General features: G+C 30.7%; 16 protein-coding genes and 2 pseudogenes. 10 read left to right on the top strand and 8 right to left on the bottom strand.

Features of this window, described 5'->3' with window-relative positions:
- Positions 1-98: 98 nt before the first annotated feature.
- The 5 genes from acs (at position 99) to AJ881_RS02765 (ending at position 5870) form a co-directional block, all read left to right on the top strand.
- Positions 99-2072: an acetate--CoA ligase gene (gene acs / locus AJ881_RS02785; protein ID WP_070283135.1), complete on the top strand. Its 1974-nt coding sequence runs from the start codon at positions 99-101 to the stop codon at positions 2070-2072.
- Between the two features lie 80 nt (positions 2073-2152).
- Positions 2153-2977, top strand: coding sequence for a UTP--glucose-1-phosphate uridylyltransferase GalU (galU, locus tag AJ881_RS02780; RefSeq protein WP_070283136.1), 825 nt, complete (start codon positions 2153-2155; stop codon positions 2975-2977).
- Positions 2971-4191 (top strand): glucose-6-phosphate isomerase, encoded by a 1221-nt coding sequence (locus AJ881_RS02775; RefSeq protein WP_044780403.1) that lies wholly within the window; start codon positions 2971-2973, stop codon positions 4189-4191. Before galU ends, AJ881_RS02775 begins: the two co-directional genes overlap by 7 nt.
- Positions 4192-4318: 127 nt before the next feature.
- Positions 4319-4768 carry a Dps family protein gene (locus AJ881_RS02770; protein WP_002871127.1) on the top strand — a complete coding sequence of 150 codons (450 nt, stop codon included), beginning with the start codon at positions 4319-4321 and terminating at the stop codon, positions 4766-4768.
- A gap of 64 nt (positions 4769-4832) precedes the next feature.
- Positions 4833-5870 (top strand): DUF4143 domain-containing protein, encoded by a 1038-nt coding sequence (locus tag AJ881_RS02765; RefSeq protein WP_070283137.1) that lies wholly within the window; start codon positions 4833-4835, stop codon positions 5868-5870.
- Here the strand turns inward: AJ881_RS02765 and AJ881_RS02760 are convergent.
- From AJ881_RS02760 to coaE, 3 genes are read right to left on the bottom strand one after another with little or no spacing between them, the layout of a single operon-like run.
- Entirely contained in the window at positions 5867-6598 is a 732-nt protein-coding gene (locus tag AJ881_RS02760; RefSeq protein WP_070283138.1) for a glucosaminidase domain-containing protein, read from the bottom strand. The two genes, AJ881_RS02765 and AJ881_RS02760, sit on opposite strands and share 4 nt — an antisense overlap.
- Complete coding sequence (gene dapF, locus AJ881_RS02755; RefSeq protein WP_002855997.1) at positions 6573-7322, bottom strand: diaminopimelate epimerase; 750 nt, start codon at positions 7320-7322, stop codon at positions 6573-6575. Before dapF ends, AJ881_RS02760 begins: the two co-directional genes overlap by 26 nt.
- Complete coding sequence (gene coaE / locus AJ881_RS02750) at positions 7319-7924, bottom strand: dephospho-CoA kinase (RefSeq protein WP_002826882.1); 606 nt, start codon at positions 7922-7924, stop codon at positions 7319-7321. Before coaE ends, dapF begins: the two co-directional genes overlap by 4 nt.
- A gap of 60 nt (positions 7925-7984) precedes the next feature.
- Between coaE and purM the strand changes: the two genes are divergently transcribed.
- On the top strand, positions 7985-8974 hold the full coding sequence (purM, locus tag AJ881_RS02745; RefSeq protein WP_070283139.1) for a phosphoribosylformylglycinamidine cyclo-ligase: 990 nt from the start codon (positions 7985-7987) through the stop codon (positions 8972-8974).
- 20 nt (positions 8975-8994) lie between these two features.
- Here purM and dcuC read toward each other — a convergent pair.
- Positions 8995-10480 (bottom strand): annotated as a pseudogene (dcuC, locus tag AJ881_RS02740) (C4-dicarboxylate transporter DcuC).
- A 205-nt stretch (positions 10481-10685) separates the two neighbouring features.
- On the opposite strand from dcuC, the pseudogene cas9 reads away from it, so the two are divergent.
- The 3 genes and pseudogenes from cas9 to cas2 all read left to right on the top strand — a co-directional run bounded on the left by cas9 (position 10686) and on the right by cas2 (position 14935).
- Positions 10686-13648: pseudogene (gene cas9 / locus AJ881_RS02735) on the top strand (type II CRISPR RNA-guided endonuclease Cas9).
- A complete protein-coding gene (gene cas1, locus AJ881_RS02730) occupies positions 13645-14535 on the top strand; it encodes a type II CRISPR-associated endonuclease Cas1 (protein ID WP_044780406.1) in 891 nt (296 codons plus the stop codon). The pseudogene cas9 and the gene cas1 overlap by 4 nt, the downstream one beginning before the upstream one ends.
- The gene (gene cas2 / locus AJ881_RS02725) at positions 14528-14935 is read left to right on the top strand and encodes a CRISPR-associated endonuclease Cas2 (RefSeq protein WP_070285337.1); all 408 of its coding nucleotides are present in this window, start codon (positions 14528-14530) and stop codon (positions 14933-14935) included. Before cas1 ends, cas2 begins: the two co-directional genes overlap by 8 nt.
- A gap of 368 nt (positions 14936-15303) precedes the next feature.
- Here cas2 and AJ881_RS02720 read toward each other — a convergent pair whose 3' ends face one another.
- Genes AJ881_RS02720 through cueO form a run of 4 tightly spaced genes read right to left on the bottom strand, consistent with a single transcriptional unit; the run spans position 15304 to position 18709 of the window.
- Complete coding sequence (locus tag AJ881_RS02720) at positions 15304-16494, bottom strand: molybdopterin molybdotransferase MoeA (RefSeq protein ID WP_070283140.1); 1191 nt, start codon at positions 16492-16494, stop codon at positions 15304-15306.
- Between the two features lie 3 nt (positions 16495-16497).
- On the bottom strand, positions 16498-16944 hold the full coding sequence (locus tag AJ881_RS02715) for a molybdopterin synthase catalytic subunit (RefSeq protein ID WP_002862166.1): 447 nt from the start codon (positions 16942-16944) through the stop codon (positions 16498-16500).
- Positions 16945-17166, bottom strand: a complete 222-nt coding sequence (locus AJ881_RS02710; protein ID WP_002779488.1) for a MoaD/ThiS family protein — start codon at positions 17164-17166, stop codon at positions 16945-16947.
- Between the two features lies 1 nt (position 17167).
- Positions 17168-18709, bottom strand: a complete 1542-nt coding sequence (gene cueO / locus AJ881_RS02705; RefSeq protein ID WP_070285336.1) for a multicopper oxidase CueO — start codon at positions 18707-18709, stop codon at positions 17168-17170.
- Between the two features lie 123 nt (positions 18710-18832).
- Here cueO and nspC point away from each other — a divergent pair, with 123 nt between their 5' ends.
- Positions 18833-19981, top strand: a complete 1149-nt coding sequence (gene nspC / locus AJ881_RS02700; RefSeq protein ID WP_070283141.1) for a carboxynorspermidine decarboxylase — start codon at positions 18833-18835, stop codon at positions 19979-19981.
- The last annotated feature ends 284 nt before the right edge of the window (positions 19982-20265 follow it).

The raw sequence follows: 20265 nt of genomic DNA, 5'->3' as shown, positions 1-20265 counted from the left end.
CCATTTTTTATAAAATTTATCTTAATTATTTTTTAAATTTGTATTTAATATAAATAAACTCTTATATAATGTTTAAAAATAACCATAAAGGAGTTTTTATGCTTAATCAAAATAATCAAGAGCTTTTTAAGCCAAGTAAAGAATTTTCTCGTAATGCTCGTATAAAAAATTTATGTGAATACTATGATTTATGCGATGAAGCTAAAGAAGATTTTGAAGGTTTTTGGAAAAGACAAGCACTTGAGAAGATCGAGTGGTTTTCGCCTTTTTCAAGAGTGCTAAACGAGGATAAAGCTCCATTTTATAAATGGTTTGAAGGTGGAACTTTAAATGTAAGCTATCAATGTCTTGATCGTCATATGAAAACAAGACGCAATAAAGCTGCTTTGATTTTTGAAGGTGAAATGGGGGATTATGAAGTTTATACTTATAGAAGATTATTGCATGAAACTTGCAAGGCAGCCAATTTGCTTAAAAAATTCGGAGTAAAAAAAGGCGATAGGGTTGTAATTTATATGCCTATGATTCCAGAAACAGCTATAGTAATGTTAGCTTGTGCAAGGATTGGGGCTATTCATAGTGTGGTATTTGGAGGGTTTTCTCCTGAAGCCTTAAGAGATAGAATTATAGATGCAGGAGCTAAACTTGTGGTAACGGCTGATGGTGCTTTTCGTCGTGGCAAACCTTATATGTTAAAACCTGCAGTAGATAAGGCTTTAAGTGAAGGGTGTGAAAGTGTAGAAAAAGTACTTATAGTTATACGCAATAATGAGCCTATAGAATATATTAAAGGAAGGGACTATGTTTATAACGAACTTGTGAAAAATGAATCTTATAAGTGTGAACCCGAAATCATGGATAGCGAGGATTTGTTGTTTTTGCTTTACACTTCAGGATCAACGGGCAAGCCAAAAGGAGTTATGCATGCAAGTGCAGGATATATACTTTGGGCACAAATGACTATGGAATGGGTTTTTGATATTAAAGATTATGATAATTATTGGTGTAGTGCTGATGTGGGTTGGATTACAGGACATACTTATGTAGTTTATGGGCCTTTAGCATGTGGAGCAACGACTATAATGCATGAAGGGACTCCTACTTATCCAAATTCTGGGCGTTGGTGGAGAATGATAGAAGAGTATCAAATAAGCAAATTCTACACTTCGCCAACTGCCATAAGAATGCTTCATGCTGATGCACCTGATGAGCCAAGAAAATATGATTTAAGTACGCTTGAAGTGCTTGGAACGGTTGGAGAGCCTATAAATCCTAGTGCTTGGAAGTGGTTTTATGATGAAATAGGGGGAACTAAAAGTCCTATAGTCGATACTTGGTGGCAAACAGAAACAGGTGGACATATGATCACGCCTTTGCCAGGCGCTACTCCTTTAAAACCAGGTTGTGCCACCTTGCCTTTACCAGGAATTTTTGCAGAAGTTATTGATGAAGAAGGCAATAAAAAAGATGAAGGTGAAAATGGATTGCTTTGTATAACTAAACCCTGGCCTTCGATGATTCGTGGAATTTGGGGTAATGATGAACGTTATATAGAAAGTTATTTTTCTCAAGCTAAAAAAGATGGAAAAGCTGTATATTTTAGTGGCGATGGTGCTTTTTACGATAAAAATGGTTATATTACCATCACAGGAAGAACAGATGATGTGGTTAATGTTGCAGGACATCGTATAGGAACGGCTGAAATTGAAAGCGCTATTGCTAAACATCCAAGTGTAGCAGAATCAGCTGTAGTGAGTATTTTGGATGCGATTAAGGGCGAGTCACTGTTTGCTTTTGTGGTTTTAAGTCCTACATCCAGTTGTGATCTTGGCGGAGCTATAGAAACTTTAAAAGAACTTAATGACATTTTAAGAGTAGAGATAGGACCTATAGCTAAAATAGAAAAAATTCTTTATACTCCAGGTTTACCAAAAACTAGAAGTGGTAAAATAATGAGAAGAATTTTAAGAACTATAGCAAGAGGTGAAGAAATCAAACAAGATATTTCAACGCTCGAAGATTCTGGAGTAGTAGAAACCATTGTTAAATTAGCTAAGGCAGAGTTTGAATAACAAGCAAAAAGAACTTTGCCTTGTTGCATAAAAATTCATAAAAATAAGCTATAATGATAAAAAAATAAAAGGAAATTTTTATGCTTCAAACTTGTATTTTCCCTGCGGCAGGTTATGGGACGAGATTTTTACCTGCAACAAAAACTTTACCTAAAGAGATGTTACCTATCTTAACCAAACCTTTGATCCATTATGGGGTTGATGAAGCTTTGGAAGCAGGAATGGAAAATATGGGATTTGTAACAGGACGTGGAAAAAGAGCTTTAGAGGATTATTTTGATATTTCTTATGAACTTGAACATCAAATTTCAGGTACAAAAAAAGAATACTTACTTGATGAAATTCGTTCTTTAATCAATCGTTGCACCTTTACTTTTACAAGACAAAATCAAATGAAAGGTTTAGGTGACGCGGTTTTAAAAGGTAAACCTTTAGTTGGCGATGAAGCTTTTGGCATAATTTTGGCTGATGATTTGTGTGTTAATGAAGAAGGCTTAAATGTTATGGCTCAAATGGTAAAAATTTATGAAAAATATCGCTGCACCATCATAGCTGTGATGGAAGTACCAAAAGAACAAGTTTCAAACTATGGAGTAATTTCTGGAAATTTTGTAGAAGAAAATCTTATTATGGTTAATTCTATGATAGAAAAACCAAGTCCTGATGAAGCTCCAAGTAGTCTTGCTATCATAGGAAGATATATTTTAACTCCTGATATTTTTGGAATTTTAGAAAATACTAAAGCAGGAAAAAATGGCGAAATTCAACTTACCGACGCGCTTTTAACTCAAGCAACCAATGGTATGGTTTTAGCTTATAAATTTCAAGGGAAGCGCTTTGATTGTGGAAGCGTAGAAGGCTTTGTAGAGGCGACAAATTATTTTTACGAGAAAAGTAAATGTTAAACAATACACTTTTTTTTAAGCAAAGTGAAATTCACACTATAAGTTCTTATGCAAATCGTATTAATGATGAGGTAAAAAGTGGAGATGTAGGGTATTATCATCTTATTGACACAAGTTTGAATTTAATCGATGAGAGCTTGAAATTTATTCAAGATAAAGAATATGTAAAAAATATCGTTTTAGTGGGAATGGGAGGTTCAAGTTGTGGTGTAAAAGCCTTGCGTGATATGCTTTTTAATGAAAAAAGCAACCAAAGAGAGCTTTTTATACTCGATAACACAAGCTCACATTCTTTTAATAAGACTTTAGAAAAAATCAAGCTTGAAGAAAGTTTGTTTTTAATCATCAGTAAAACAGGTAGCACTATAGAAGTCGTATCACTTTTTAAACTTCTTATTGAACATTTTAAACTTGATATGCAAGAATTAAAAAAATACTTTGTTTTTATTACCGATAAGGATTCAAAACTTCATAAAGAAGGTGAAAATTTAGGTATTAAATGCTTTTTTATCCCTGCAAATGTAGGAGGTCGTTTTAGCATACTTTCAGCCGTGGGTATAGTTCCACTTTGTTTTTGTGGCTATAATGCCAAAGCTCTTTTAGAAGGAGCTAAAGCTTGTTTTGAAGATTTTTTTACTCGCAAAAAAGATGAAATTTTACAAAAGGCTTATCATTATTGCACACACAAAAATGCCAATATCAATGTGCTTTTTTCATATAGTGATGCTTTTAAAGGCTTTAACGAATGGTATATCCAGCTTATTGCTGAAAGTTTAGGTAAAAAGCAAGGCTATAAACGCATAGGTTTAACTCCTATTGCACTCATTGGTGCAAGAGATCAGCATAGTTTTTTACAACTCATCATGGATGGACCTAAAAATAAAACTGTAACTTTTTTAAAAATCAAAGACGCTCAAAAAGCACCTATTATCCCTGATATTCATTTTAAATTTTTAGATTCTTTAAGTAATAAAGTCAATCTTCACGAACTTTTAAACGCTCAATGTGATGCAACTATGCATGCTTTAATCGCTGAAAATTTGAGTGTTGATGTGATAGAACTTGAAAAACTTGACGCTTGGCATGCGGGATATTTGATGTATTATTATGAACTTTTTACTTCAACTTGCGGTGTTATGCTAGGGATTAACACTTATGATCAACCTGGTGTGGAAGTTGGAAAGTTGATCTTAAAAAATATATTAAATTCTTAATCAAAATTCATTAAAAAAAGAGTATAATGATTTTAAGTTAAAATTATAATAAAAATTTTTAATTAATAATAATTATTATTTAAGAATTTTATGCTATAATTTTAAAAATCAAAAAAAGGAGTCAATCATGTCAGTTACAAAACAATTATTACAAATGCAAGCAGATGCCCATCATCTATGGGTTAAATTTCATAATTATCATTGGAATGTAAAAGGTTTGCAATTTTTTTCTATACACGAGTACACAGAAAAAGCTTATGAAGAAATGGCAGAACTTTTTGATAGTTGTGCTGAAAGAGTTTTACAACTTGGCGAAAAAGCTATCACTTGCCAAAAAGTTTTAATGGAAAATGCAAAAAGTCCAAAAGTTACAAAAGATTGCTTTACTCCGCTTGAAGTCATAGAACTGATCAAACAAGATTATGAATATCTTTTAGCAGAATTTAAAAAACTCAATGAAGCAGCAGAAAAAGAAAGTGATACCACAACAGCTGCTTTTGCGCAAGAAAATATCGCAAAATATGAAAAAAGTCTTTGGATGATAGGCGCTACTTTACAAGGTGCTTGCAAAATGTAATTTAAGGGGCTTTATGCCCCAATTATACAAACTAGGTTATAATATCCTTTTTTAAAGGATAAAATTGAAAGTACTTAATTTTTTTTATGAAAACCACCCTAAATTTGAAGTAAGTTATGAAAGAAAAATTCAAATTTCAAAACCAAATATTATCATAAAAGGCCCACGATTTTGTGGTAAAAAAACGCTTATTTTTAATTTTTTATCTCAATTTAAAGCAAGTGAAATTTTGTTTTTAGATTTATATGATACACGTTTTGAAAAACAAAGTTTAGAAAGACTTGCTGATTTTTTGAATGAAAATTTACAAATTAAAATTCTTTGCCTTTATAATTTGGATTTTATCCCTAATTTAGAAAAAATTAAAATTCCCATCATCTTAAGTACAAATATAAAAGATTTAAATATAAATGGGTTTGAAGAACTTGAACTTGATTATTTTGATTTTGAAGAATTTATTAGTGTAAGTAAGAAAAATTTACCTATAAATAATTTAGTAGGTCTTTTTTTACAAAGTGGACGCAGTAAATTTGGAGAAAAAAATATACTTCTAAGACAAAGCTTCACTCTTTTAGAATTAGAAATTTTAAAGTATTTAGCTTTAAATTTGGGTCAGCAAATCAGTATTTCTAAGATATTTATAGAACTCAAAAAAAGATTAAAAACTTCAAAAGATAGTGTTTATCAAGCTATAAAAAAATTAGAAAATACTTATGTGATCTATATTTTAAAACATGATGAAAAAAAACTTCAAAAGATTTATTTTAAAGATTTTGGCCTAAGAAATAATCTTTGTATTTCAAAGGATTTTTCACATTTATTTGAAAATTTAGTTTTAAGCGAGTTGTTTAAATTTAAAGAAGAATTTTTTTATAACAAATACTTTAACTTTTATAGCCAAATATCTAAAATTGCTTATATTTCAAGTCCAACTTTAGATATTGATTTGATTAAATTACGTGCTAAGAAAATTTTACCAAAGGCTTTAGAACTTGGAATTTTTCATGTGATTTTTATCACTCTTTCAAGCGAGGATAGTTTTTTTGAGCAAGGGGTTAAATTTGAAATCATATCTTTTGATAAATTTTCACTTGGATTTTAGGCGTTGTTTGATTTTGTATCGTATTTTTCAAGGTTGTATCGTTTGATGATTTTTGCAATAAGATTGATATAATATCCCTTGCGTTCAGAATAAGAATCTAAAGTTTTAATAGCCTCTAGCCCTGTTATCTCTTTGCCTTCGCTTTCAAATTTAGCTCTTGCATCGCGAAACTTTTCATAAGCAAAATGACGATTTAAATTTAAAACATAAGAGTCAACACTATCTTGCAGACTATCAAAAATTTTAATTTTGTGTTTTTTATCTGGATGTCTTAAATCAGGAATTAAACCTTTCTCACCCCAAGTCCATTCTCCAAAAAGATTGTTTGCTTCTCTTGCGAAGCGACTGGTACCTGTAGCACTTTCAACTAAAGCTTGGGCTATACCCATGGATTTTGGAATTTTTTGAATACGTTTTTTATATTCTGCAAAATCATAAAGATTTCCAATGCGATATTTGTTTTTTATCGTGATAAGTTTTTCAAGATTTATTTGGTTTGAAGTCCTAAAGCCTGTTTTGTAAGCATCTTTAAAAAAGGCTTCGATAAAGGCTCTTTCTTGTTCAATTTTTTTAAAGCTTTGATCAAACATTTCATTCATTTTTATAAAAAAAATTTGTCTTTTTTGATCTATATCAAGTTTGTAATATTCTTCTCCAAATCCACTCTTTAGATCATCAGCAAAAAGTGGGATTAGAAAAAGACTAAGAAAAATTATAATTGGCTTCAAAACAATACTTTACCTTTCCTTCAAAAAACAATTCTTCATTTTTATATGCAAACCCTACCTCTTCACCACTTTTAGGAGTTATTTTAACTTTATTTTGTACTTTTTTATTTAAAAATGCCAGATAAAAACAAGCCCCCATTCCTGTGCCACAAGCTAAGGTTTCATCTTCAACTCCGCGTTCATAAGTACGAACTTTTAAATGATTTTCATCTAAAATTTTTACAAAATTAACATTGGCATTATATTTTTGTCTCATTTTTTGACAAAGCATTGTATCAAATTCATCTAAATTTTGACAAAAATGTACTAGATGTGGAACTCCAGTGTTGCAAAGTTGCCAAGTTTTTCCTAATTCTTCAAAAGTATTTTGTACACTTTTTATTTTGCCTAAAGATACTTCAACTTTATCTTGATTTACCTTTGCTTTTATTACTCCTGCACCGGTTAAAAAACTCATGTTAGGATTTATTTTGTTAATATGATGTGCAAAATGTGCCGCAGCCCTTGAGCCATTGCCACACATAGCAGCCCTTGAGCCATCGTTATTATAAAATTCCCATTCAAAGTCGTATTTTTCATGAGGCAATATCACGATAAAGCCATCCGCACCTATGCCTTCATAACGATTACAAAGTTCTTTAGCTAAAGCACTTCTATCTTCTTTTCTATCAGCATTTGTTATGACAAAATCATTCCCACTTGCACAATATTTATAAAATTTCACATTTTTCCTTTAGAAATTTCTTGTATTACTTTAACACATTCTTGCCTAAAATCGGCATAAGAATTAGTATTTTTAATGATAAAATCTGCTTTTTTAAGTTTTTCTTCAATATCTATTTGAGAATCAAGTCTTGCTTTTGCAGCTTCTAAGCTGAGCTTATCTCTTTGCATGATTCTTTTAAGGCTTAATTCTTTAGGTGTGTAAATTACAATGACTTTGCCTAAATTTTCATAAGCACCGCTTTCAAAAAAAAGAGGAATTTCTACAAAAAAAGCTTTATTTTCCTTATCTAGAATTTGCATTTGTTCTAAAATTTTAGCTCGAATTTTAGGATGAGTGAAATTTTCTAAGATTTTTTTAGCTTCTTTATTGTTAAAAACAATTTCTCCAAGGATTTTTCTATCGATTTTCTTTTCTTTTGTGAGTAAATTTTTTAAACTAAAGGGAGAAAAAATCTTTTCAAGTTCTAAAGCATTTTCATCTAAAATTTTATGAGCGATTTTGTCTGCGCTAATGCTTTTAAAGCCTAAAGAATTCGCTATTTCTATAAAAGTGCTTTTACCGCAAGCAATTGAAGCGGTTACAAAAAAAGCATTTTTCATCTTATGCCTTATTAAAACTTTTTTCGTTAAAATACCTTTTTAGTTCTTAAAGGAAAATAAATGAAAATTTCATATAAAGATGCAGGCGTAAGTATAGATAATGGAAATGCCTTTGTAGAGGCTATAAAACCTTTGGTTAAAGAAACTTTTAATGATAATGTTGTAGGCGGAATTGGTTCTTTTGCTGGTGCTTTTAGAATGCCAAGTGGTTTTAAAAAGCCTGTGATTTTAGGTGCAACAGATGGGGTTGGTACCAAGCTTCGCTTGGCAATTGATGCTAAAAAATATGATACTATAGGGCAAGATTTAGTAGCAATGTGTGTGAATGATTTGATTTGTAATTTTGCTACGCCTTTGTTTTTCCTAGATTATTATGCTACAGCCAAGCTCGAAGTAGAAGTAGCAAAGGCTGTTGTATCAGGCATTGCCAAGGGATGTAAGATGGCAAATTGTGCATTAATTGGCGGAGAAACTGCTGAAATGCCTGGAATGTATGCAAAAGATGATTTTGATCTTGCGGGTTTTGCAGTGGGTATGGCTGAAGAAGATGAGATTGATAGAAGTAAATTTGTTAAAAATGGTGATATTTTATTGGCACTTCCTAGTTCAGGACTTCATTCAAATGGTTATTCTTTAGCTAGAAAAGTACTTTTTGAAAGTTTAAAATTAAAATTTGATGACAAGATAGAGGGTAAAAATTTAATTGATATTTTGTTAGAACCTACAAGGATTTATGTGCGTGATTTTCTTACACTAAAGCCTTATATCAGTGCTCTAGCACATATTACAGGGGGTGGTTTAGTAGAAAATTTACCACGCGTTTTGCCTCGTGGTATGGGTGCAACTATACGCAAACACCATCTTAAAACTCCTGAAATTTTTTATACTATAGGACAGGCTGTAGAAGAAAGCGAAATGTATAGAAGCTTTAACATGGGAGTAGGTTTGGTAATGGTTGTAGATCCTTCTAATGTAAGTAAGGTTTTAGAAAATTCAGATGCCTTTATTATCGGCGAAATTTGCATTAATGAAGGTATTGTTTTAGAATGAAAATAAAGCGTCAATACGCTTTATTTGTGTATTTTAAGTTCTATTTTTGTAGTGTTTTGTTCTTTTGGCAAAGGATTGGTTTGTGCTAGATAAAAGGCTACAAGCACATTTACAAGCATAGCGATAAGTAAAAGAGGAGTGGTCCGTTTTATAATATCCATTGGAGCTACTTTTGCAAATCCAGCTAAAGCTATGATTCCGCCTGCTATTGGTGAAGCTGCGCGACCTAAACAAGATGCAATTTCTATAGGTAAAACTAGAGTAATAGGTGCAACGCCTAATTTTGTAGCTATATCAGGAGCTAGTTTTCCAAAAGCATTAAAAGCGGCAATTCCACTTCCCATAATCACTGTGGCAAAATAAACTAAAAAGCTTAAAATAGCTATACTCAAAAGAATTCCAAACCATGCAAAATTTCCTGTTCCAAGACTTGAAACCGCGTTGGCAAGGATTTAACTCCACCAAGTGCTTTAATGCCTTCAGCAAATACTCCAGCGGCGATGATTATGCTTACGACTGAGATAAAAATTTCAGCCATAGCTTTTAAAATCACCATCATATCTTCGCCTAATTTTCTAGCATTTCTGTGTCTTGCAAATTCAACAAGAAAAACTAAAGAAATGCTTACAAAATTTGCTGTCACAACATCGAGCTTGATAGTAAAAAAATACGCTGTAAATAAAAATACAACAGGTAACCAAGGAAAGAGTATGTAAAAAGTAGGGCATTTAGGATCAATGATTTGCGGAATTTCAACTTCATCATTTAAAACACCTTTTTCTTTATCTCTTTTATCAATCTAAGCAAAATAAAAAGGAATCAAGATGGTAATAACTACAACATAGGCAATCACACTATAAATTTGGTAATTTAAAAAAGCCCTACGACATTATCACTTTGTCCTACCATATCTGCCATATTGATTGAATTTCCATCTTTTGGACCATAATCAAGTGCAATTAAAGAAAGCACACATATAGCTATAATAGGACGGATTTTAAGTGAGATTAAAACAGAGATTAAAACAGAGATTAAAACAGAGATTAAAACAGAGATTAAAACAGGATAAATACATGCTAACAAAAGTAAAAGCAATCCAGCATAGCTAAAAATGATGATTTTTAAGCTATTTCAACAACAAAAGTTCCACTTAAATCAAGTATTTATTTTTGATTTTCCTAAGGGTTTATTTGCTAAAAAAGCAAGTTTTGCCGAAGCATTGATATGTTTCATATAAGCAGCAAAACCTGCCACACTCATGATAATAAGCTCTACTCTAGAAAGCTGGCTTTTAAAAGTTGCTGTGATAAAAGCTAAAATATTCAAAAAGCTTGTATGTTCTCTGCTCGGGGCTTTTGGTATAGGTGTTCCTGTGATGTAAAAAGCAAAAATAAGCAAGATAATACCTGAAAGAAAAAATACAAAAATGGGATTGTATTTTTTGAGTATATAATAAGCAACAACAATTACCGTTAAAAGTGTAGAACATATCATAAAAATCGGCATGATTTCTCTAAAGTTATTATTAGCTTTTATTTTATTTTGGCTAAAATTTAACTAATAAATATTTTTCATTTAAAATTTTACTTATTTTTTACATTATAAAATTAATAATATGTATAGTTTGATTACTGAAAAGTTTATGTTTGTATAAAAAATGATTTTTATATTATAATTATAAACAAATTATAAATATTAAAAAGGATCTAGTGTGGCAAGAATTTTGGCATTTGATATAGGTATAAGCTCTATTGGTTGGGCATTTAGCGAAAATGATGAGTTAAAAGATTGCGGAGTTAGGATTTTTACAAAGGCTGAAAATCCTAAAACAGGAGAATCCCTAGCCTTACCAAGACGCCTTGCAAGAAGTGCTAGAAAACGCCTTGCTAGACGCAAAGCAAGGCTAAATCACTTAAAACATTTAATCGCAAATGAATTTAAGTTAAATTACGAAGATTATCAAAGCTTTGATGAAAGTTTAGCTAAGGCTATAAAGGCTCTTTAATTAGCCCTTATGAGTTAAGATTTAGAGCTTTAAACGAGCTTTTAAGTAAGCAAGATTTTGCAAGAGTGATTTTACATATTGCAAAAAGGCGTGGCTATGATGATATTAAAAATAATGGTGATGAAGAAAAAGGCAAGATTTTAAAAGCTATCAAGCAAAATGAAGAAAAATTAGTAAGTTATCAAAGTGTAGGCGAGTATCTTTATAAAGAGTATTTTCAAAAATTCAAAGAAAATTCCAAAGAATTTATAAATGTTAGAAATAAAAAAGAAAGTTATGAACGCTGCATAGCGCAAAGTTTTTTAAAAGACGAATTAAAGCTTATTTTTCAAAAACAAAGAGAATTTGGCTTTTCTTTCTCAAAGAAATTTGAAGAAGAAGTGCTTAGTGTAGCATTTTATAAAAGGGCTTTAAAAGATTTTTCTCATTTGGTGGGAAATTGTAGTTTTTTTACTGATGAAAAAAGAGCGCCAAAAAATTCGCCCTTAGCTTTTATGTTTGTAGCGCTTACAAGAATTATCAATCTTTTAAACAATCTTAAAAATACTGAAGGAATTTTATATACAAAAGATGATTTAAACACGCTTTTAAATGAAGTTTTAAAAAACGGCACTCTAACTTATAAACAAACAAAAAAGCTTTTGGGCTTAAGTAATGATTATGAGTTTAAAGGAGAAAAAGGAACTTATTTTATTGAGTTTCAAAAATACAAAGAATTTGTAAAAGCCCTAGGTGAGCATAATTTAAGCCAAGATGATTTAAATGAAATAGCAAAAGATATTACCCTTATAAAAGATGAGATTAAACTTAAAAAGGCTTTAGCAAAATATGATTTAAATCAAAATCAAATTGATAGCTTAAGCAAATTGGAATTTAAAGACCATTTAAATATAAGTTTTAAAGCCTTAAAACTTATCACTCCTTTAATGCTTGAAGGTAAAAAATACGATGAAGCTTGCAATGAGCTTAATTTAAAAGTAGCAATTAATGAAGATAAAAAAGACTTTTTACCCGCATTTAATGAAACTTATTACAAAGATGAAGTAACTAATCCTGTGGTTTTAAGGGCGATTAAAGAATATAGAAAAATCTTAAATGCCTTGCTTAAAAAATACGGTAAAGTGCATAAAATAAACATTGAATTAGCAAGAGAAGTAGGTAAAAATCACAGTCAAAGAGCTAAAATAGAAAAAGAGCAAAACGAAAACTACAAGGCCAAAAAAGACGCCGAACTTGAATGTGAGAAACTAGGCTTAAAAATAAATAGCAAAAATATTTTAAAATTAAGATTATTTAAAGAACAAAAAGAATTTTGTGTTTATAGTGGGGAAAAGATTAAAATTAGTGATTTGCAAGATGAAAAAATGCTTGAAATTGACCATATTTACCCTTATTCTAGAAGTTTTGATGATTCTTATATGAATAAAGTTTTAGTTTTTACCAAGCAAAATCAAGAAAAACTTAATAAAACCCCCTTTGAAACCTTTGGCAATGATAGAGTAAAATGGCAGAAAATTGAAGTTTTAGCAAAAAATTTACCTACTAAAAAGCAAAAAAGAATTTTAGATAAAAACTACAAAGACAAAGAGCAAAAAGACTTTAAAGATAGAAATCTAAACGATACTCGCTACATCGCAAGGCTTGTTTTAAACTACACTAAAGATTATTTAGATTTTTTACCTTTAAGCGATGATGAAAATACAAAATTAAACGACACACAAAAAGGCTCAAAAGTGCATGTAGAAGCAAAAAGCGGTATGCTAACATCCACTTTAAGACACACTTGGGGCTTTAGCACTAAGGATAGAAATAACCATCTTCATCATGCCATCGATGCAGCAATTATTGCTTATGCAAACAACTCTATCGTAAAGGCTTTTTCAGATTTTAAAAAAGAGCAAGAAAGCAACACTGCAGAACTTTATGCAAAAAAAATTAGTGAATTAGATTATAAAAACAAAAGGAAGTTTTTTGAGCCTTTTAGTGGTTTTAGGCAAAAGCTTTTAGATAAAATTGATGAAATTTTTGTCTCAAAACCTGAGAGAAAAAAGCCAAGTGGAGCTTTACATGAAGAAACATTTAGAAAAGAAGAAGAATTCTATCAATCATACGGCGGAAAAGAAGGAGTTTTAAAAGCCCTAGAGCTTGGTAAAATCCGCAAAGTAAATGGTAAAATCGTTAGCAATGGTGATATGTTTAGAGTGGATATTTTTAAACACAAAAAGACAAATAAATTTTATGCTGTGCCAATTTATACCATGGATTTTGCTTTAAAAGTATTACCAAATAAAGCCGTGGTGCAAGGTAAAGATAAAAAGTCAGGTCTTATAAAAGATTGGATTTTAATGGATGAAAATTATGAGTTTTGCTTTTCTTTATACAAAGATAGTTTGATTTTAATTCAAACTAAAGATATGCAAGAGCCAGAACTTGTTTATTATGAAAGGCTAGATAGCTCAAATGCTAGCCTAACTGTTTCAAAACACGATAATAAATTTGAAACGCTAAGCAAAAATCAAAAAATATTGTTTAAAAATGCAAATGAAAAAGAAGTAATCGCAAAAAGCATAGGAATTCAAAATCTAAAAGTATTTGAAAAATACATAGTTTCAGTACTTGGAGAAGTGACAAAGGCTGAGTTTAGACAAAGAGAAGATTTTAAAAAATGAGTTACGATGAAGCTTTTAAAACACTGCTTATTAGCTCTAATGCCAAGCTAAATTTAGAGCTAAATCATCTTGTGATTAAGCAAGATGAAAATGTAGCAAAATTGTTTTTAAAAGATATAAACATCATCGTTTTAGAAAGCTTGCAAGCAAGCCTGAGTTCCGCACTTTTTAACGCTTTTGCAAAGCATAAAATCATCTTGCTAACCTGTGATGAAACTCATAGTATAAATGGTGTTTTTACTCCTTTTTTAGGGCATTTTCAAAGTGCAAAAATCGCAAAAGAGCAAATGAATGTAAGTGCTCAAAAAAAGGCTATTTTATGGCAAAAAATCATTAAAAACAAAATCCTAAATCAAGCCTTTGTTTTGAAAAAACACAATAAAATAGAGCAAAGCAATGAGCTTATAAATTTGGCTAAAAAAGTAACCTTAAATGATAGTAAAAATATTGAAGCTGTTGCGGCGGTGTTGTATTTTAAAACTTTGTTTGGTGCTTCTTTTTCAAGAGATGAGCTTTGCTTTGAAAATTCTGCTTTAAATTATGGCTATGCAATCATTAGGGCTTGTATTATTAGAGCAGTTTGTATCAGTGGACTTTTGCCTTGGCTTGGCATAAAGCACAATAATATTTATAATTCTTTTGCGCTTTGTGATGATTTGATAGAAGTGTTTAGGGCTAGTGTTGATGATTGTGTTTTAGAACTTGTGGGTGAAAGTGAGTTTTTAAACAAAGATGACAAAAGAGCGTTGATTGGTCATTTACAAAGCAAAATCAATTTTGATGGGCAAAATTATCCTTTAAATAGAGCGATAAATCATTATGTGGCAAATTTTAAAAATGCTTTATTGTATGAAGATGAACTAAAGATAGTGAAATTTGATGATTGAAGATAAATTTATGCGTGTGCTTTTGATGTTTGATGTGCCAACTAAAAGTAAAAAAGAGCAAAAACTAGCAAGTAAATTTAGAAACAATCTTATAAAATTAGGTTATTTTATGCTGCAATTTAGCGTTTATATGCGTATTTGCAAGGGTTTAAGTTCCGCAAAAAGTTCTATTGAAAATGTAAAAAAGATTTTGCCACCTTATGGAAATGTAAGGGCTTTAATCATCACTGAAAAGCAGTTTGATAAAATGGAGCTTTTGCTTGGTGGCATAGTTTTTAACGAAAAAGTTAATAACGAAACTAATTTAACGCTTTTTGATATAGATAGTCATGGAGAATTTAAATACAAAAATTCAAATAAACAAAAAACAAGAAAAATATCACCAGCAAAATTTATTTGAATTTTAAAAGCGGTTTTAGAGGATTGTAACCCCGCAGAGTCCCGCAAACTCTTTATTTTAGTCCCTTTTTAAATTTCTTATGAGATTATAGCATAATTTTTGCTATTTTTATTAAAAAAACCTGAAATTTTCATTATCTGGTAAATATCTATTTTACCATAAAGAAATTTAAAAAGGGACTAAAACAGCTAAAAAAGAAACCCAAAACCTAGAAAAATTTTACCATAAAGAAATTTAAAAAGGGACTAAAAACCCTAGTGGATTGAAACTCCGCTAGGGCTAATTACTCCACTAAAAGGAGGTTGCAAATTTGAAATTTATTGAAATTTATGGTTGATTAAAATCGAAATAAAATTATTTAAATAATTTTAAGGCATAAAGATAATATCCACTAAACTTTCATTTTCTAACATTTCACATTCTTTTGGCACCACCATAAGGGCAGCTTTATTGTTAAGATTGTTTATAATCGCACTAGAGCCTTCTTTTTTACCTTCAAGATTAGCTAAAATGCGTCCATTTTCAAACTTTATGTTACAAGCGACAAATTCCAAATAAGGTGTTTTTTTCTTGTAGCTTCCTTGTAAGAAGGCTTTGCAAATATAGTCTTTAGGCTGAAGTAACCAAGAGTTTAAAATCTCTCTTGCGTAAAGATTAAACATTACCATAGCCGAGTAAGGAAAACCTGGTAAGGCGATAATGAATTTTTCATTAGCCTTGGCTATTTTGATATGTCTACCTGGTTTTATGTCGGCTTTATCGATGATGATTTCGTATTCTTTGACGGCTTTTTTTAAAAAGTCAAAATCTCCCATAGAAACCCCGCCTGTTGTAACCAAAATATCACAACTTTGCAAAGCACTTTCAAGGGTAGAAAAAGTGGCTTTTTCATCATCTTTTAAAAGAGGAAAAACCCTTGTATCGCAATTTAAATTTTTAGCTAAATTAGCTATGGCGATATGATTTGAAGAGCGGATTTGAGCAGGATTTTCTAAGGCTTCTCCTAGATCTTTGATCTCACTTCCACTACTTAAAACTCCTACAATAGGCTTTATAAACACACTAATGTGAAAAAATCCAAGTTCAGCCAAAAGAGCTATTTCGCTATAATTTAACCTTGTGCCTTTTTTGAGTAAAATTTCATCTTTTTTATAGTTTTCTCCTACCGCACGCACGGCAAAAGCTTGGGGAACTTTTTTTTCTATAAAAAGAGTATCATTTTCTACGCGTACATTTTCAACAGGGACTAAAGTATCGCTTCCTTCGCTCATGAGTGAGCCTGTAAAGGTTTTTACACAAGTACCATTTTGCACGTTAAATTGTGGCATAGTGCCTGCAGGTGTGAGGCCTAAAATTTTTAAAGCTTTATCTTGATCTTCAAATTTGATCGCATAACCATCCATAGCCGAAGTTGGAAATTCAGGCTGATTTTTAAGGGCTTTTATGTCTTGAGCTAAAATGCATCCTAAACACTCTGTAAGAGCTATTTTTTCAATCTTTTCATAAGTTTTGATATGAGAGTGTAAAATTTTTAAACTTTCTTCATAAGACATTAACATTTTTTATCCTTTTAAAAGTCCTGCACCGCAAAGTTTGGTTGATCTTTCTTTGGCATAAATTCTTTCTTTGTTTATCACATCATACTTCCAAATGGGTGCACTTGCTTTAAAATCTTCAACAAATTCATTAAGAAGTTTAAGTCCTAATTTTCTTTGTTTGCTTAAAATTCCTGCAAAATAAGAGCTTTCATGAACCGCCACATCGCCTATAGAGTGAGCAAAAAGCAAGCTAATACCATCAAAATCTACTCTTTTTTGCCACTCATTAAACCATTTTTTTAAAAGCGGTTCATAAATATCAAAACTAAGTGCCTCAATGCCTTCTTCTTCACGCACAATACCACAAAAAGTCAGTAAAGCACCGCAGTTTTTATCCTTGGCAAATTCATACCATTGTCTATAAATTTTAGGAATATCTAAAGAACCTTGATAAAGTGTAAAATGTTTCATTTAACCCCCACAAACTGGCGGTAAAAGTGCTATTTTATCACCATCTTTTAACTTAGTGTTTTCATCAAAAATGATTTCATCGTTTAAAGATACGGCACAAAGTTCTAGCCATTCTTTTAAACTCTCATCTTTTTGCAAAATTTCTTTTAATTCTTTTAAATTTTTTACCTCAAGTTCTAAATTTTCTTTATTTATGGGGCCTAAAAATTCCACTTTTACCATTTTATTCCTTTACTTCTAAATTTCCCATCATTCCTAAATCTTCATGTTCTAAAATATGACAATGATACATTCTAAGCCCTTTAAAATCTTGTTTCATTCTAAGTCTTAATTCTTCATTAGGACGCACATTTATAGTATCTCTTAAGGCTCTAAATTCGGCTTTTTGAACTTTGCCATTGAGTTTTGATGAGATGAGTTCAAATTGCGTGCCATGTATATGGAAAGGATGATCCATATGAGATTTGTTTATCACTATCCAGTCTTCAACTACTCCAAGTTTGGAGCTTAAATCAATGCGTTTTAAATCATAGCTTTTGCCATTGATTAAAAACATAGATGCAAGAGCGATTTTTAATTCGCTTTCACTTTTTCCCATCATACCATGCATTTGCATATGATCTTCACTCATGATTATTTCTTTAAATTCCTTAGGTTCTTCTGAAGGTTTGAAAATTTTTAATTTTTTTGGAAGTTTTACATTTTCTTTTTTTAGGTTAATATTGGCTAGAAATAGGGTATTAGGTTCTTCTTTTACCATCATTTTATCCCTATCATAATAAGCACTTTCTAGCTTAAATTCCCCATCTTTTGGAGCGTCGATTAAAACTTCTACACGAGAAGCAGGACTTAAGAAAAGTTCTTCTTTATAAATAGCTTTTTCTATAAGTCCACCATCAGTACCAACAAGTATAAACTTAGCTCCTTGTATGCGTAAATTTAAATATCTTGCCGCAGTAGCATTATAAATGCGTATGCGTTCGTTTGTGGCGAGTTTGATTTTAGGTTTAAATTGTCCATTAATGAGTACAAATTCTCCTTCTCTACCATTTAGCCAATCATTTAGGTTATTGTTTGGAATTTGAGCGTTTTCATCAAGACGCAAATCGCTAATCATCAAATCTTTTTCTTTTAAATGACTTAAAGCATCTTTTTTTGCTTTGATCACAAAAGCCCCTGCTAAACCCATAAAAACTTGTTTAGAAGCCGTATAATGAGGATGTGGATGATACCAGTAAGTTCCTGCGCTATCTTGAGGAATTTCAAAACGATATATTCTTTCTTCTCCTGCTAAGATAGGATCATGTGGGCTTCCATCTTGATCAGGTGGCACAGGAACGCCATGCCAATGTATAGTTGTAGCTTCTTTGAGTTTGTTTTTGACTAAAATTTCAAGTTTATCTCCTTCAAAAACTTCTATTTTTGGAGCAGGCACGAGGCCATTGTAAATATAAAATAAGGTTTTTTTACCTTTGATAAGCTCTATATGATTTTCTTTGATTTCTAGGGTAGCACGAAAAATATTTTTTTCTTTACTTTCATTTTTGAGTAAAGGCAAGGCTTTTAAAATTTCTCCTTGGGGGAATTGTTTTGGATCTAAAAGCTTTAAATTTTTTGGAGCAAAGTTTATAAAAGAAGTATCTAAGTCATGATTTATAGAATGATTTTTATGCATGGAGTGCATATCGTGCATAGGATTTGCATAGGCTACACCCATACTTGCTAGAGTGAGTGCATTAAATTTTAAAAAATTTCTTCTATTCATTAGTTTTTCCTTTTGCTTGATTTTTTATATTATAGTCATTATTTTTTTAACTTTAGTAAATATTTATTTTGAAAATTTGGTTTAATTTTGTTATGATTTTAGCAATTTAATCAAGGAAAAATAATGTTTTATGAAAAAATTCAAACTCCAGCTTATATTTTAGAAGAAGATAAATTAAGAAAAAACTGTGAGCTTTTAGCAAGTGTTGGCGAAAAAAGTGGTGCTAAAGTGCTTTTAGCTTTAAAAGGTTTTGCTTTTTCAGGAGCGATGAAAATTGTTGGAGAATATCTAAAAGGTTGTACTTGTAGCGGACTTTGGGAAGCAAAATTTGCTAAAGAATACATGGATAAAGAAATTCATACTTATTCACCTGCTTTTAAAGAAGATGAAATAGGTGAAATAGCCAGTTTATCTCATCATATAGTGTTTAATTCTTTAGCTCAATTTCATAAATTTCAAAGCAAAACACAAAAAAATTCCTTAGGTCTTCGTTGTAATGTTGAATTTTCTCTAGCCCCAAAAGAACTTTACAATCCTTGTGGAAGATACTCAAGACTTGGAATTCGTGCTAAAGATTTTGAAAATGTGGATTTAAATGTTATAGAAGGACTTCATTTTCACGCACTTTGTGAAGAAAGTGCTGACGCTTTAGAAGCTGTTTTAAAGGTCTTTGAAGAGAAATTTGGTAAATGGATAGGGCAAATGAAATGGGTGAATTTTGGAGGAGGACATCACATCACTAAAAAAAGCTATGATGTTGAAAAACTTATTGCTTTGTGTAAAAATTTCAGTGATAAATATGGTGTACAAGTTTATCTTGAACCAGGTGAAGCGGTGGGTTGGCAAACAGGAAATTTGGTGGCTAGTGTAGTAGATATCATAGAAAATGAAAAACAAATTGCTATTTTAGATACTTCAAGCGAAGCACATATGCCAGATACTATCATCATGCCTTATACAAGTGAAGTTTTAAATGCTAGAATTTTAGCCACAAGAGAAAATGAAAAAATTTCAGACTTAAAAGAGAACGAATTTTCCTATTTGCTTACTGGAAATACTTGTTTAGCGGGTGATGTAATGGGAGAATACGCCTTTGATAAAAAGCTTAAAATCGGCGATAAAATTGTTTTTTTAGATCAAATTCATTACACCATTGTAAAAAACACAACTTTTAATGGTATAAGACTTCCAAATCTCATGCTTTTAAATGCAAAAAATGAACTTCAAATGATAAGAGAATTTTCTTATAAGGATTATTCTTTAAGAAATTAGTATTATTTATAATTTGCATAAAATGTTAATTTTATTTGGAAGAGAATCAAAGATATAAATTTTATGCAAAGTATTTTATTTTTTCAAATATAAAATCAACTCAAATATCTAATTTTCAATATTTTGGTATGATTTTTTAATATTTTAAATCCTTGTGGAATTTTATTGAAATTCAGTGATTTTTAAATCAAATAGTATTAAGATAAATCGATTTAAAAATCGGCTTTAAAATGAATATTAGGTATATTTTGCATAATATTCATTCAAGCAAAATTTAAAGCTAT

It is taken from the genome of Campylobacter sp. BCW_6460 (assembly GCF_001762705.1).
GTDB lineage: Bacteria > Campylobacterota > Campylobacteria > Campylobacterales > Campylobacteraceae > Campylobacter_D > Campylobacter_D jejuni.
Note: the sequence above shows the minus strand (reverse complement) of the source record. Positions and strands in the feature narration are given on the sequence as shown.